7 protein-coding genes are annotated in these 15,086 nt (G+C 74.7%); 5 read left to right on the top strand and 2 right to left on the bottom strand.

Features of this window, described 5'->3' with window-relative positions:
* Positions 1-183 precede the first annotated feature (183 nt).
* Positions 184-1,770: an acyl-CoA mutase large subunit family protein gene (locus tag ABT232_RS38025; RefSeq protein WP_351849309.1), complete on the bottom strand. Its 1,587-nt coding sequence runs from the start codon at positions 1,768-1,770 to the stop codon at positions 184-186.
* 102 nt (positions 1,771-1,872) lie between these two features.
* Here ABT232_RS38025 and ABT232_RS38020 point away from each other — a divergent pair, with 102 nt between their 5' ends.
* Together ABT232_RS38020 and ABT232_RS38015 are read left to right on the top strand one after the other, a co-directional pair.
* Complete coding sequence (locus ABT232_RS38020; protein WP_351849306.1) at positions 1,873-2,559, top strand: TetR/AcrR family transcriptional regulator; 687 nt, start codon at positions 1,873-1,875, stop codon at positions 2,557-2,559.
* Between the two features lie 61 nt (positions 2,560-2,620).
* A complete protein-coding gene (locus ABT232_RS38015) occupies positions 2,621-4,789 on the top strand; it encodes an ATP-binding SpoIIE family protein phosphatase (protein ID WP_351849304.1) in 2,169 nt (722 codons plus the stop codon).
* Positions 4,790-5,056: 267 nt separating this feature from the next.
* On the opposite strand, the gene ABT232_RS38010 is transcribed toward ABT232_RS38015, so the two are convergent.
* Entirely contained in the window at positions 5,057-7,504 is a 2,448-nt protein-coding gene (locus ABT232_RS38010; protein WP_351849302.1) for a SpoIIE family protein phosphatase, read from the bottom strand.
* A 401-nt stretch (positions 7,505-7,905) separates the two neighbouring features.
* Here ABT232_RS38010 and ABT232_RS38005 point away from each other — a divergent pair, with 401 nt between their 5' ends.
* The 3 genes from ABT232_RS38005 to ABT232_RS37995 all read left to right on the top strand — a co-directional run bounded on the left by ABT232_RS38005 (position 7,906) and on the right by ABT232_RS37995 (position 14,967).
* Positions 7,906-11,688 carry a type 2 lanthipeptide synthetase LanM gene (locus ABT232_RS38005; RefSeq protein ID WP_351849299.1) on the top strand — a complete coding sequence of 1,261 codons (3,783 nt, stop codon included), beginning with the start codon at positions 7,906-7,908 and terminating at the stop codon, positions 11,686-11,688.
* A 49-nt stretch (positions 11,689-11,737) separates the two neighbouring features.
* A complete protein-coding gene (locus ABT232_RS38000; RefSeq protein ID WP_351849296.1) occupies positions 11,738-11,938 on the top strand; it encodes a hypothetical protein in 201 nt (66 codons plus the stop codon).
* A gap of 95 nt (positions 11,939-12,033) precedes the next feature.
* Complete coding sequence (locus tag ABT232_RS37995) at positions 12,034-14,967, top strand: helix-turn-helix transcriptional regulator (protein WP_351849293.1); 2,934 nt, start codon at positions 12,034-12,036, stop codon at positions 14,965-14,967.
* Positions 14,968-15,086 lie beyond the last annotated feature (119 nt).

Below are 15,086 nucleotides of genomic sequence, written 5' to 3'. Positions count from 1 at the left end.
TTGGCGTGCTGCTTCTCCACCGCGCGGGCCGAGCCGGCGTGCGTCGCCTCCTCGATGCGGCGCTGGAGATCCGCGAGCTTGCCCGCGGTCGTGTGCATGTCGATGTCGGTCACTGATCGCTCCACTTGCTCCACTTGCTCCACATGATCCACTTGCTCCACTGGTTCCACCGGTCGTCGCTGGTCAGAAGGTGTCGTGGGGGACGTGCACGCCCCAGACGTCGCGCAGGGCGTGGGACACCTCGCCGACGGTGGCGCGCTGCCGCAGCGCCTCCCGCATCGGCGGCAGGACGTTCTCCGTGCCCCCGGCGGCGGCCCGCAGGTCGTCCAGGGCCCGCTCGACGGCGTCCTTGTCGCGCTCCTCGCGCAGCACCGCCAGGCGTTCGCACTGGTCGATCTCGATCTGCGGGTCGACGCGCAGCGGTTCGTAGGGCTCCTCCTCGTCGAGGACGTACTTGTTGACGCCGACCACGGTCCGCTCCTGGTGGTCGATCTCCAGGGCGATGCGGTACGCGGACTTCTCGATCTCGGACTTCTGGAAGCCCTGCTCGATCGCGGCGACGGCGCCGCCGCGGTCCTCCACGGCCTGGATCAGCTCCAGGACGGCCGCCTCGATGTCGTCCGTCATCGACTCCATCAGGTAGGACCCGGCGAAGGGGTCCACCGTCTTGGTCACATCGGTCTCGTAGGCGATGACCTGCTGGGTGCGCAGGGCCAGTCGCGCGGCCTTCTGCGTGGGCAGGGCGATGGCCTCGTCGTAGGAGTTGGTGTGCAGCGACTGGGTGCCGCCGAGGACCGCGCCCAGGCCCTGGAGGGCGACCCGGACCAGGTTGACCTCGGGCTGCTGGGCGGTGAGCTGCACACCGGCGGTCTGGGTGTGGAAGCGCAGCATCTGCGACTTGGGGTTGCGCGCGCCGAACTCGTCGCGCATGATCCGCGCCCAGACACGGCGGGCGGCGCGGAACTTCGCGATCTCCTCCAGCAGCGTGGTCCGCGCGACGAAGAAGAACGACAGACGCGGCGCGAAGTCGTCGACGTCCAGACCGGCGGCGATCGCGGCGCGCACGTACTCCTTGGCGTTGGCTAGCGTGAAGGCGATCTCCTGCACGGGCGTCGCACCGGCCTCGGCCATGTGGTAGCCGGAGATGGAGATGGTGTTCCAGCGCGGCAGTTCCCGGTGGCAGTAGGCGAAGATGTCGCTGATCAGCCGCAGGGACTGCTGGGGCGGGAAGATGTAGGTGCCGCGGGCGATGTACTCCTTGAGCACGTCGTTCTGGATGGTGCCGGTCAACTGGTCGCCGGACACGCCCTGTTCGGCCGCGACGAGCTGGTACAGCAGGAGCAGGGTGGAGGCCGGGGCGTTGATCGTCATCGACGTCGACACCTTGCCGAGCGGCAGGCCCTGGAAGAGCGTGCGCATGTCCTCGATCGAGTCGATCGCGACGCCGACCTTGCCGACCTCGCCGCGGGCGATGGCCTCGTCGGAGTCGTAGCCCATCTGGGTCGGCAGGTCGAAGGCCACGCTCAGGCCGCCGGTCCCGGCGGCGACCAGCTCGTGGTAGCGCTCGTTGGACTCCTTCGCGGTGCCGAAGCCGGCGTACTGCCGCATCGTCCATGGGCGGCCCGTGTACATCGACGGATAGACGCCCCGGGTGAACGGGAACCGCCCCGGAGTGCCCAGCCGGGCGTCCGCGTCGAAACCGGCGAGCGCCGACGCGTCGTAGACCGGCCGGATCGGCAGACCGGACTCGCTCTGCGCGGTGGAATCCACACGGACCTCCCTGTGGTACTCGATATCGATACGACGGTACTGAGTACCGTACCCTCGGGGCAAGTGGTGCCCCGGCAGAACGACAGGGGAGGATGGGCGGTCATGAGCAAGTCACCCGCACGGATCCGGCTCGCCGACGCCGCCTTCGCCCTGTTCGACGAGCGCGGCTACGAGCAGACGACCATCGACGACATCGCCGAGCGGGCCGGTGTGGGGCGTACGACGTTCTTCCGGCACTACCGGTCCAAGGAAGCGGTCATCTTCCCCGACCACGACCGGCTGCTCGACCTGATCCGGGACCGGCTGGCGACCTCCAGCCACAGCACGGCCCTGGTCGCCGTCTCCGACGCGGTCCGGCTGGTGCTGCTGCACTACATCGAGGAAGGCGACCTCGCCCGCCGGCGGTACGCCCTCACCAGCAAGGTGGCCGCCCTGCGCGACCGCGAGATCGCCAGCGTGGCGCGCTACCAGCGGCTGTTCCGCGAGTTCATCGCCGACTGGATGGGCGACCCGACGGAGGCGGCCTCGCTGCGGGCCGAGCTGATGGCCGCCGCCGTGGTCGCGGCGCACAACCATGTGCTACGCCGCTGGCTGCGCGGCGAGTCCGCGGACCCGGTGGCGGAGATCGACGACGCGATGCGCGAGGTGGTCGCCCTGTTCCCGCCGCGCTCCGCGCGGGACGAGAGCGCCGGTACCACCGTGGTCGCCTTCCGCACCGGACAGGAGCTCGACGCGCTGCTGCCCGCCCTGAAGCGCGTCGTCGAAGGGGCCTCGGGTCTGCCGTCGTAGAACGGCGGCACCCGCGGCGCGCGAACGGGCACGCCCTTCGAACCTTCGGTACGTTGCCGGTATGGCGACCGACGTCGACGCTTTCTTGCGCGACCTGGCCCGAGTGGTCACGCCACGGGCGGACGAATGGGCCGGCATGGTGCTGGAACGCCTGCGTGACGAGCTTCCCGAGCTGTGGCGGGACGACGACCTCACCCCGCTCGCGCTGAAGGAGACGGCCGCCCATGTCACCGCCTTCCTGAGACTCCTGGAGCACGGCCTCGACGAGACCCGGGTCAGCACACCCGAGGTCGCCACCGGGATCGCCCGCAGGTTCGCCAGGGCGGGCGTGCCGATCAGCAAACTGCTGCGCGCCTACCGCCTCGGCCATGTCTGCCTGCTCCAGCTGATCCAGTCCGAGACCTGCCGTCTCACCGACGACTGGCAGCTGATCAACGCCGCCGGCGTCCGGCTCATCGCGACCGGCTTCGAGTACGTCGACCAGGGCTCGGAGGAGGTCGTCGCCGCCTACCAGGAGGAACGCGACCACCGGCTGCGACGGCGGCTGCTGGTGACCAACGAGGCGAGCAGACGGATCGGCACCACGCTCGACACCACGCTCACCGCCCGGGAACTCGCGGAGGTCGGCACCGACGACTTCGCCGACCTGGTCACCGTCGACCTCTTCGAGTTCGTCCTCCAAGAGAACGGCGCCCCTCCGACGACACTGCGCCGGGTCGCCCAGCGGTCGGCGCCGGACGGCGGCCCGGACCCCGCCGTCACCACCGGCCGGACGCACACCTACCCGCCCGACTCCGACGCGGCGCGCGCCCTGGCCACGGGACAGTCGTTCCTGCACCACGTCACCCCCTCCGACGCGCCCGACCGCACGGACCACCCGGACATCCCCGGCATCCACTCGGCCCTGCTGCTGCCGCTGCGGGCCCGCGGCGACACCCTGGGCCTCGCCCGGTTCTTCCGCCATCGCACGGCGGCCCCGTTCGACCAGGAGGACCTGCTCCTGGCCCAGGAGATCGCCGCCAGAGCGGCGGTGTCCATCGACAACGCCCGCCGCTACACCCATGAGCGCTCCACCGCGCTCACCCTCCAGCGCAGCCTGCTGCCGCACCGCACGGTCGCGCAGCCCGCCGTCGAGACCGCCTTCCGCTATCTGCCCAGCGGATACCGCACCGGCGTCGGCGGCGACTGGTACGACGTGATCCCGCTCTCCGGAGCCCGCGTCGCGCTGGTCGTCGGCGATGTCGTCGGCCGTGGCCTGCACGCCGCCGCCACCATGGGCGGGCTGCGCACGGCCGTCCGCGCCTTCGCCGACATCGATCTGATGCCCGACGAACTCCTCACCCACCTCGACGACGTGGTCATCCGCCTCCAGCGCGAAGCCGCGCAGGACGACGGCGACGGCGACGTCGACGGCGAGACCAGTGCCACCTGCCTCTACGCCGTCTACGACCCGGTGTCCCGCCAGTGCTCGATGGCCAGCGCCGGACATGTGCTGCCTGCCGTGGCGCTGCCCCCGGCCGCACCGGGCCGTGACCAGGGCCCGAGGACGGTCGACTTCCCGGACGCCCCGATCGGCCCGCCACTGGGCCTGGGCGGACTCCCCTTCGAGACCGCCCAGTTCGAACTGCCCGAGGGCAGTCTGCTGGCCCTGTTCACCAACGGGCTCATCCAGAGCCGCACCCGTGACGTGGACGCCGCGCGCACGCTGCTCGGCGACGTGCTCGCCGGGGCTCCCGAGTCCCCGGACGAGATCTGCGACCGGGTGCTCGCCGCGCTGCTGCCCGACGGACCGGCCGACGACGTCGCCCTGCTGGTGGCCCGCACCCGGGCACTCGACCCCGGCCACGTGGCCACCCTGGACCTCCCCTCCGACCCCGCGGCCGTCTCCGGGGCCCGCGGCTTCACCGACGACACGCTCACCGCCTGGGGGCTGGAGGAGCTGGCCTTCACCACCGAGCTGATGGTCAGCGAACTGGTCACGAACGCGGTCCGCTACGGCAAGAGCCCCGTCCAGCTGCGGCTGATCCTCCAGTCCACGCTGACCTGCGAGGTCTTCGACGCCAGCAGCACCGCCCCGCACCTGCGCCACGCCCGCACCTACGACGAGGGAGGCCGCGGTCTGCTGCTGGTCGCCCAGCTCGCCGACCGCTGGGGGACGCGCCACAGCCGCGAGGGCAAGGTCATCTGGGCGGAACAGGTCCTGCCCGCAGAGGGACGCGCCGCCTGGTGATCGGCGCGGCCGGACACCCATCCGAAGCGGCCGGACCGCCACCGGAAGAGTCAGGCGGCCGAGGAGTCAGCCCTCGGAGAGACGGCGGCCCAGGAGTCGGGCGGCCGAGGAGGCGACCACCCGAAGAGACGGCGGCACAGGAGTCAGGCGGCCGAGGAGGCAGCCCTCGGAGAGACGGCGGCCCAGGAGTCAGGCGGCCGAGGAGTCAGCCCTCGGAGAGACGGCGGCCGAGGGCTCAGGCGGGCGAGGAGGCAGCCCGCCGGTGCGTCAGACGCCCGGCTCACCCGCAGGCGTCGGCAGCGTCTGCTCGGCCCAGATGGTCTTGCGGTTGTGGCCGTAGCGCGTGCCCCACCGCTGGGACAGCTGCGCCACCAGGAACAGTCCCCGCCCGCCCTCGTCGGTGCCCAGCGCCTGGCGCAGATGGGGAGAGGTGCTGCTGGTGTCCGACACCTCGCAGATGAGCTGGCCGTCCCGGATCAGCCGCAGCTGCACAGGACCGCCGGCGTACCGGTAGGCGTTCGTGACCAGTTCGCTCACGATCAGCTCGGTGGTGAAGACCAGCTCCTCCAGCCCCCACACGGTCAGCCGATCCCGCACCATCGACCGGGCGAGTCCGGCCGCGGTGGGCTCGGCCGGCAGCTTCCAGGTCGCCACGTTCTCCGCCGCCAGCACCCGGGTCCGCGCCAGGAGCAGGGTGACGTCGTCGGCGGGCCGCTCGGGCAGCATCGCGTCCTCCACCGCCTTGCACGTCTGCTCCAGCGACTGCACCGGACCGGCCAGTACCGAACGCAGCAGCGACAGCCCCCGGTCGACGTCACGGTGGTCGGCCAGGAGGAGCCCGTCGCTGTACAGGGCGATCAGACTGCCCTCCTCCAGTTCGAACTCGGCCGTCTCGAACGGCAGCCCGCCCAGGCCCAGCGGTGGTCCGGCGGGCAGGTCGACCGGGCGCACCCGGCCGTCCGGGCCCAGCACGGTCGGCGGCGGATGACCCGCGCGTGCCATGGCGCAGTGCCGGGAGACCGGATCGTAGATCGCGTACAGACAGGACGCGCCCACCAGCCGGGGGCTGCTCCGGTCGGCCGCCCGCTGTTCGGTGGCCAACTGGTCCACCAGATCGTCCAGCCGCGCGAGGACCTCGTCCGGCGCCAGATCGAGATGGGCCAGGGTGTGCACGGCCGCGCGCAGCCGGCCCATGGTCGCCGAGGCGTGCATGCCGTGCCCGACGACGTCACCGACGACCAGCGCGACCCGCAGCCCGGACAGCGGGATGACGTCGAACCAGTCGCCGCCGACACCGGTGGAGGCGTGCGCGGGCAGATAGCGGTGCGCCGCCTCGACCGCCGGGTGCTCGGGCACCTCGGCCGGCAGCAGGCTGCGCTGAAGGGCCTCGGCGGCATTGTGCTGCTGGGTGTAGCGGCGGGCGTTGTCGATGCAGACCGCCGCCCGCGCCGCGATCTCCTCCGCCAGGGTGAGATCGTCCTCCTCGAACGGCTCCGGCCGCTGCGAGCGCCACAGACAGACCAGGCCGAGGATGACACCGCGCGCGACCAGCGGCACCACCAGCAGCGAGTGGACGCCCAGCGCGACCGCACCCTCGGCGCGGGCCGCGTCGGCGGAGAACCACGCGCCGTGTCCCCGCAGCACCGGCTGCATGATCGGACGCCGCTCCGCCAGGCAGCGGGCCGGCTGGGTGCCCTCCGGGAAGGAGAACAGCCCGCCGACGGGATACATCACCCGCAGCGACTCGGGCCGGATGCTGCGCACCGCCATCCGGCGCACCGGCCCCACGGCGTCGGGGGCCGGCTCCTCGCCCCGGGGCACGGGTTCCAGCAGGTCCACCGAGACGGCGTCGGCGAGCGCGGGCACCGCCGCGTCCGCCAGCTCGCGCGCCGTCCTGGCCACGTCCAGGGTGCTCCCGATCCGGACCCCGGCCTCGTTGAGCAGCGCCAGCCGCAGCCGGGCCCGATGCCGCTCGGTGACGTCCTCGATGATCTCCGTGACGCCCAGCACCCGGCCGGCGGGGTCCTGCATCCGGAAGGCGGACACCGACACCATCAGTTCCGTCCGCGGGTCGTGCAGCAAGCGGCAGGGCTGCTCGGCGAAGAACATCGGCTCGCCCGTCTCCAGCACCCGCCGCAGCCGCTCCTCGACCAGTTCCGCGTCGGGCCCGTAGACGAAGTCCGAAGTGCGGCGCCCGCGGAACGCCTCGGTCGGCAGTCCGCCGAACCGCGCGATCGCCCGGTTCACCCGCAGCATGCGCAGATCCGGGCCGAGCACGGCCATGCCCACCGGGGAGCGCCTGAAGAAGCCGTCCAGCACGGCCCGGTCGATCTCCCACTGGGCGATGTCCTCGGCGCGCGAGCCGACGAGGAGCCATTCGACGGTCGAGTCCAGCCGCTGCACCTTACGGGCCCGGAAGCCCACGAAGACCCGCCGGCCCGCGCGGTCGAGCACCGGCAGCAGCCCGAACCAGCCGTGCTCCCGCAGACACGCGGCGGTCGCCTCCGCGATCAGTGCCGCGTCCGCGTCGTCGATCAGGACCTCGCGCACGGGCCGGCCCAGCACCTCGTCGGCCCGGTGACCGAGGAGCGCGGCGGCCTGGTCGCTCCACGCGACGACCCGGCCGCGGCCGTCCAGCACGGCGGACGCGGATCGGTGGACCGAGAACGGGTCGTCCGGACTCTCGTTGAGCGACGTCGAAGACGTGTTGTGCATCGCCCACCCATCTCGCGCCGGTCGCGGGCCGGTGGCGCGGCGCCCCGGGTGCTCCCGCGGTGCCGCACCTTCTTGCAATGGCTCACTCCAGTATCGGCCGTGCGGACAGCGGGCGCGTTGTCGTCGCGGCCGTACGAGCGGACGCGGCACCCGCCGCCCCAGGCCGTCGTGCCTGTTCAGCGGGGCGGCGCACGGGCGAGGAGGACCGCCACCCGGTCGTCCGCCACCTCGGGCACGACAGGGGCCCGAAGGCCGTCGCGGACCTCGCCGTGAGGGTCGCGGGCGGCGGGTGCCCGGCGGGCGGAAGAACATGGGGGCTCATTCCCCATGCCGCGAAGGCCCCCGCCGTACCAGGATCGGACCTGGCGGGGAGCGGTGGACCGGGCGGTGGAGGAGGGACGATGGCGGCGGAGGCCGGACTGGGGCGGGCGGAGGCCTCGCTGTCCGCGGTCGAGCGGTGGTGGGAGGCCGGCCTGGTCCGCGGAGGCGGCGACGACGCGCGCCCCGACCGCCGCGACGCAGCGTGCGCTGACCGCCGTGACGCAGCGCGCCCCGACCACGGCGACGATGCGCGCCCCGACCACCGCGACGAAGCGCGTCCCGACTGGGCCCGGATCGCCGAGGAGGTGACGGCCGCCGCGCCGGCGGAAGTCGTGGCGCCCGAGCGGGAGTATCCGGGGCTGAGCGGGTTCGAGTGGGTGCTGCGGCCGTTCACGGTCCACGCGGGGGAGCGGCTGGAGCGCCGGGTGTCGGAGCGGGCGCGCGGGCTCGTCGACATGACCGCCGTACGGGCCGACCTGGAGCGGCAGCTCGGCGGCAGGCTGGCGCGGGCGGCGGCGCGGACGCTGGTGCTGGAGCTGTACGAGGCGCGCACCGCCGGGCGGCTCGACGGCACCGACACCCGGGCGAGGTTCCGGGACTTCCTGGGGCGTACCGCATCCCGCCGCGGACTGAGCGCGCTGCTGGCCGGACGGCCGGTGCTGGCGCGGATCCTCGGCCAGGCGGCGCTCGACGCGGCGGACGCGCTGGCCGAGGCACTGGAGCGGCTGGCGGACGACCACGCCCGGCTGACCGCCGGACTCCTCGGCGGGTCCGGCGCGGACCCGGGGCCGCTCGTGGGCGTGGAGAGCGGCGCCGGCGACGGGCACCGGGGCGGACGGAGCGTGATGCTGCTGCGCTTCGCCGACGGGACCCGGCTGGCCTACAAGCCCCGGCCGCTCGCCGTGCACCGCCACTTCAACGACCTCGTCGCCTGGTTCAACGAACTGCCAGGCGCCGTGCCCCTGCGCACTCTGCGGCTGCTCGACCGCGGCGACTACGGCTGGGTCGAGTTCGTCGCCGCACGGCCCTGCGCGTCCGCCGAGGAGGTCGGGACGTTCTACCACCGCCAGGGCGCCCTGCTGGCGCTGCTGCACCTGCTCGACGGCACCGACCTGCACCACGAGAACCTGATCGCCGTCGGCGCCCATCCGGTGCTGGTCGACGTGGAGACCCTGTTCCACCCGCCGCTGCCCGGCGCCACCGCCACCGAGGACCCGGCCGCCCGCGCCCTCCACGACTCGGTGTACCGGGTCGGGCTGCTGCCCCAGCTGCTGGTGGGCGACCACAGCGCGCTGGACGTGTCCGCCGTCGGCGGCGGCCACGAGGCCGTGTCACCCGTCCTCCGGGCGGACTGGGCCGACGCCGGCACCGACCGGATGCGCCTGGTGCGCAGGGCCGGACGGTTCGGCGAGTCCGCCAACCGGCCGCGGCTGGCGGGCGGCGAGCCCGTCGAGCCCGGGGCCCACATCGACGCCCTCTGCGCCGGCTTCCGCGCCGGGTACACGGCCATCCGCGCGGCCCGGCAGGAACTGCTCCACAGCACCGGGCCGCTGACCGCGTTCACCGACGACGAGGTGCGGGTGGTGATGCGCCCCACCTGGGTCTACACGCTGCTGCTCGACGAGTCGACCCATCCCGACCTGCTCAAACACGCGGACGAACGGCAGCGCATCCTGGAGAGCCTGCGCACCGACCGGTTCGGCCCCCCCCTCGAACGCCAGCTGGTCGACGAGGAGATCGCCCAGCTGTGGGCGGGCGACGTGCCGCTGTTCACCGCCCGCCCGGGCCAGGACCGCCTGTGGGGCGCGCCGGGGCGGCCGGCCGCCGGACGCACGGACCTGCCCGGCATCGCCCGCGTCGCCGCGAAGCTCGCCGCCCTGGACACCAACGACCGGCAGGACCAGGAATGGATCGTGCGGGCCGCCATGGCGACGACCTCGCGCACGCCCGCCCACCGGCCCGCCGAAGGACGCCGCGCTCCTACGGCGGACCGCGCGCCGGAACCCGAACGGCTGCTGTCGGCGGCCCGTTCCGTCGGCGACCAGCTCGTCTCCCTCGCCTACCGCGCGGGACCGCGCAGCAACTGGATCGGCCTGGAGCTTCTGGACGACCGCTACTGGCGGATCGGCCCGATGCCCGCCGACCTGGCGGGCGGCTACACCGGACCGGCGCTGTTCCTGGCCCAGCTGGCGGCGCTCACCGGCGCCGGACACTACGCGGAGGCGGCCCGTACGGCCCTGGCGCCGGTGCCCGCGCTGCTCGACGCCCTGTGCGCCCGGCCCGAGGACCTCGGCACGGTCGGCTCGGGCGCCTTCTCCGGCCTCGGCGGCATCGCGTACGCCCTCGCCGAGACGGCACGGCTGCTCGACGACCGGGAGGTCGCCACCTGGGCCTCCGCCGCCCTGCGGCTGGTCGGCGCGGCGGCGCGCCGCGAGCGGGAGCACGGCGTGGGCACGGGTGCCGCCGGCGGCCTCGTCGCCCTGCTGGCCGCGCACCGGGCCGGAGCCGCGACAGGCGCCGGGGCTGCCGGTGCCGGTGCTCGGGGCGACGGCCAGGAGACCTTGCGGGACGCGCGGGCCTGCGCGGACCGGTTGCTCGCGGTGGATCCCGGCACCGTCGGGCGGGGCTTCACGAACGGGGCGGCGGGCATCGGGTGGGCCCTGCTGCGGTTCGCGGAGGCGGAGGAGAGGGCGGAGACGCAGGCGGAGGCCCAAGCCGCCGCTGTGGCGTCGGGGGCCGCCTCGGGCTCGGGGGCCGTCAACGGGTCGGCGGACGCGGGCTGGTCGGCGGACGTGAACCGGTCGCTGCGCCTCGACGGGGCCTGGGGCGCTGAAGGGTCGTGGGGTGCGAGCGGGTCTCGGGGCGCGGCTGGGGCGTTCGGCGCTGACGGGCCGTGGGGTGCCCAGGGTTCAGGCGGCACGGCCGGGGCGCGGGGCACCGCCGGTCGGTGGGGAGCCGACGGGCCGGCAGGCATGACCGGGCCAGGGGGCATGACCGGGTCATGGGGCGCCGACGGTTCGGCGAGTGCCGCCGGTCCCGGACGCGCCGGACGGCCCGCCGGTGCCGCGGGTCCCGGGAACGCCGCCAGGCCGGGCGGCGCGGGCGCGGTCCGGTACGAAGGCGCCACCGGGGCAGGCGGCACGGCCCGGTCCTGGGGCGCGGCCGCCGACGGCGGTGCGCGGTACCGCAGCGCGGGCCTGGCCGCGCTCCGAGTCGCCGTCGAGGCCGACCCGGACGGACTCCTGGGCCCGGACGGCAGCCGAGGACCGGACGGGGGCGGCGGCCGGGGCACGTACGGGGACCCGGAAGCCGGCCGTGGCCGCGGCGGCGGCCGGGGCCGTCGCCGGGGACCGGACGGGGGCCACGGGGGAGCCTCCGTCCGGCCCGCGGACGGCGGGCCCGACCTCGACGCGCGCGCCTCCGCCTGGTGCCGGGGCAGCGCCGGGATCGCGCTCGCGGTGCTGGACGCGCCGGGTGCCCTGGCCGATCCGCACCTCGCCGCCTGGGCGCGCGGCACCGTCGACGCACTGGGCCGGGCCCGGCAGGCTCCCGACGACAGCCTGTGCCACGGCGAGGCCGGACTCTGCGAACTCCTGGGGCACGGCGCCGTACCCGAGGCGCGCCCGCACTGGATCCGCCGGGCCGGGGCGCTCCTGGCCTCCGTCGAGGAGACCGGCGCCCGCAGCGGCGCCCCGGACGGAGTCCCGCACCCGGGCCTGCTCACCGGACTGGCGGGCATCGGGCACGGACTGCTGCGGGCGGGCTTCCCGGAGCGGGTGCCGTCGCTGCTCCTGCTGCGGACGCCCGGCCCGGGACCCGAATTGACCGGACCGAACAAGCCACACCGCACCACAGCACCGTGAAGTCAGGTACGACCACCACTCCTGCGGACACGAAGGACGAACGAGGACCATGCAGATCAGTGACTCGGTGAGGTACGTCGACGGCCGCGCCGGCGCGGAGACCGCGGCCCAGGACCACCCGTTGGGCGAGGTGACGCTCCAAGCGAGCGGAGCGCTGGGGCTGCGCAGCCGGCTGCTCAGGACGGCGGAATGCGACGCCGCCGCCTCACTGGACATGCCCTACACCACCGGCACCCTCCCGCTGTCCTGAGCGAGGGGGAGATGACGTCTTGACAGGGCGGGCAGAGGGCCGGGGGAGACCCCGGCCCTCTGCCGTGCGCGAAAAGGATCAAGTAGCCTGCGCCCATGCGAGCGATGTCGTCGGTCATCGTGGGGCGGGACGCGGAGCTCGGGGTGCTGGACGAGGCCCTGGAGAGCGTCCGCAGGGGTGCGGGACGGGCGGTGTTCCTCGTCGGCGAGGCGGGGATCGGCAAATCCCGGCTGGCCGGCGAGTGCGCTCTTCGCGCGTACGACCGGGACATGCCGGTGCTGCGTGGGCGTGCCACGTCCACCGGCCTCGTCGTGCCCTTCCGGCCCCTGGTCGAGGCGCTGTCCTCGCGGTTCCGGGCGGCCGGTGCCCCGAACGACCCGGAACTCGACCCCTACCGGCCCGCGTTGGCCGGGCTGGTGCCGGAGTGGCGGGCCGGCACGGTGGCGCCCGGCTACGCGATCTCGCTGGTCGAGCTGGCGGAGGCGCTGCTGCGGCTGCTGGCGGTGCTCGGCCGCGAGCGGGGCTGCGTGATCCTGCTGGAGGATCTGCACGACTCCGACACCGAGACGATCGCGGTCGTGGAGTACGTCGCCGACAACGTGGCGGATCTGCCGGTCCTGCTGGTCGGCACGCTGCGGCCCGACCCCGGTCCGGCGCTCGACCTCGCGCTCGCCGCGGAACTGCGCAACACCGCTTCCGTGCGGGAGCTGGGGCCCCTCGGCGAGGCCGCCGTACGGGACATGGTCGACGCCTGTCTGAACGCCGGACCGGGTGAGGTGCCCCCGGCCGCGCACCGGCATCTGACAAGGCGGGCGGGCGGGAACCCGTACCTGGTGGAGGTGCTGCTGGCCGACCTGCTCGACACCGGACGGCTGAGCAGCGCCGACGGCGGCTGGCAGCTCGCCGATCACGGTGAGGCGTCGGTGCCGACGGGCGCGGTGCGCAGCTGGGCCCGCCGGCTGGACCGGCTCGACGAACCGGTGCGTGAACTGCTGCTCCTCGCGGCGACGCTCGGCGGCCGGTTCTCCGTCGGCGCGCTGCGGGCGGTGACCGGGCTCGACGACCGGGCGCTGTTCGCCCATCTCCGGTCGGCCTCCGAGGCGGGCATCATCGCCCCGGACGGCGCCGCCCACGACCACTACACGTTCCGCCACGTCCTGACGGCGGACGCGCTCAGGGCGTCGCTGCCGCCCGCCGAACAGGCCGCGCTGGCCCGCCGGGCGGCGGCGGCCATCGAGGCGGCCTACGGTGAACTCTCCGGCGAGCAGCGCCAGTTGGTGGCGACGTTACGGCTGGCGGCCGGGGACAAGGTGACGGCGTCCCGGCAGTTCGCCCAGGTGGGCCGGCAGATGCTGGACGCCGGCGCGTCGGGCTCGGCCGCCGTGCTGCTGGAGCGCGCCCGGGGCCTCGCGGCCGACGAGGAGCGGGACGAGGTCACCGTGCGACTGGCGATCGCCCGGGCCGAGTCCGGGCGGCTCGACGCGGCGGCCGAGCTGCTCGACGATCTGCCGCCGGCGCCCGCCGGGACGCCCGCCGCGGAGGACCGGGCCGAGGCGCACACCCAGGTCGCCTGGGTCGCGACCATGGCGGAGCAGCGGGAGGAGGCGCGCCGCCGGATCCGGGCGGCCCGCGCCCTGCTCGGGGTCGCGCCGCGTCCGGAGCAGGAGGCGGCGCTCGTGGTGGTGGAAGGGCATCTCGCGCTCTTACCGGAGCAGGGCGACGGCGACGGCCGGCAACGGCTGAAGGAGGCGGAACGTTCCGCCCGGCGTGCCGCGCTCACCGCGGAGGAACGCGGCCGGCCCGTCGTCGCCTGCCAGGCCTGGCAGCTGCTGGCGCTGCTGTCCCGGGAGCGCGGGTTCGACGAGGCCGACGCCTGTCTGGCGCGGATGCTGGCGGTCGCCGAGAAGCACCGGCTCGCGGTGAGCCGGGCCGAGGCCCTGGTGCGGCTCGGCACCAACGCGTTCATGCGGACCGGCGAGGCGACCCAGCTGGAGACCGCCCGCGCCGCCGCGCACGAACTGGGTTCGCTGGCGCTGCTCCAGACCGTCGACGGACTCCTCGCCATGCAGAGCGTGCTGGGCGGCCGATGGGACCGGGCCCGCGAGATCGTCGAGCGGTCCGTGGAGGCCAGCGCCCGCCTCCAGAACCTGTCCGCGCACCGCTACCTGCTCCTCGTCGACGCCACGCTCGCCGCCCACCAGGGCCGGGCCCGTGAACAGGAACGGGCGCTGGCACGGTTCCGCCGGGCGGGCGGCGAGGAGTCCATGCTGGTGCCCCTGCAACGCGGACTGTGCCAGGCCGTGGGCGCGCTGATGGCGGAGGACCGGGTCCGGGCGGCGGCCGAACTCGACGCGGCACTGGCCTGGGAGCGGCGCCACCCGAGCTTCTTCTACCTCAGCGGGCGCTACGGCCTGCGCCCCCTGCTGCGGATCCTCGACAAGGGCCCCGCGGACCACGGCCGGGAGGCATACCAGGAGGCGCTGGCCTCGCCGGGCGGCCAGCTCGCCTGGAACCGGATGTTCCTCGGCATGGCCGACGCCGTGCTGCGCGGCCGGGCCGGCGACGCGGACGGCGCGCGGCGCGCGGTCGCGCAGGCCGGCCGCGCGGCGGCGGTGTTCCCGCAGGCCTGGCATCTCGCCCTGCGGCTGATCGCGGAGGCGGCGCTGGACGACTCCTGGGGCGAGCCGGTCCTGTGGCTGCGGACCGCCGAGGAGTACTTCCACGAGGCGGGCGTCCAGCCGGTGGCCGGTGCCTGCCGCGCGCTGCTGCGCAAGGCGGGCGTCAGCGTCCCGCAGCGCCGCGGCGGCCGGGAGCGCATCCCCGCCGAGCTGCGCGCCGCGGGCGTCACACCGCGCGAGTACGAGGTGTTCGTGCTGCTCGCCGAGCGGCCCGGCAACCAGCAGATCGCCCGGCGGCTGAGCATCTCGCCGCGAACGGTGGAGAAGCACATGGCGAGCCTGATGGCCAAGACCGGCTCCGCGGACCGCGCGGCGCTGTGCGCCCTGTCGGCGGAACGCGCGCAGGAGTGAACGCGACGGCCGCGCCCCAGGGGGCGTCTCGCCGATCATGCCGGGCTCCCGGCGTCTGGTGCCGCGCCTCGCCGCGTTGTCGTCGGTTGCCATGGCTCCGCCATGCCGCCCTCCTCCGC

This window comes from Streptomyces sp. NPDC001532, assembly GCF_040298625.1.
In the GTDB taxonomy this organism is placed as follows: Bacteria; Actinomycetota; Actinomycetes; order Streptomycetales; family Streptomycetaceae; genus Streptomyces.
Note: the sequence above shows the minus strand (reverse complement) of the source record. Positions and strands in the feature narration are given on the sequence as shown.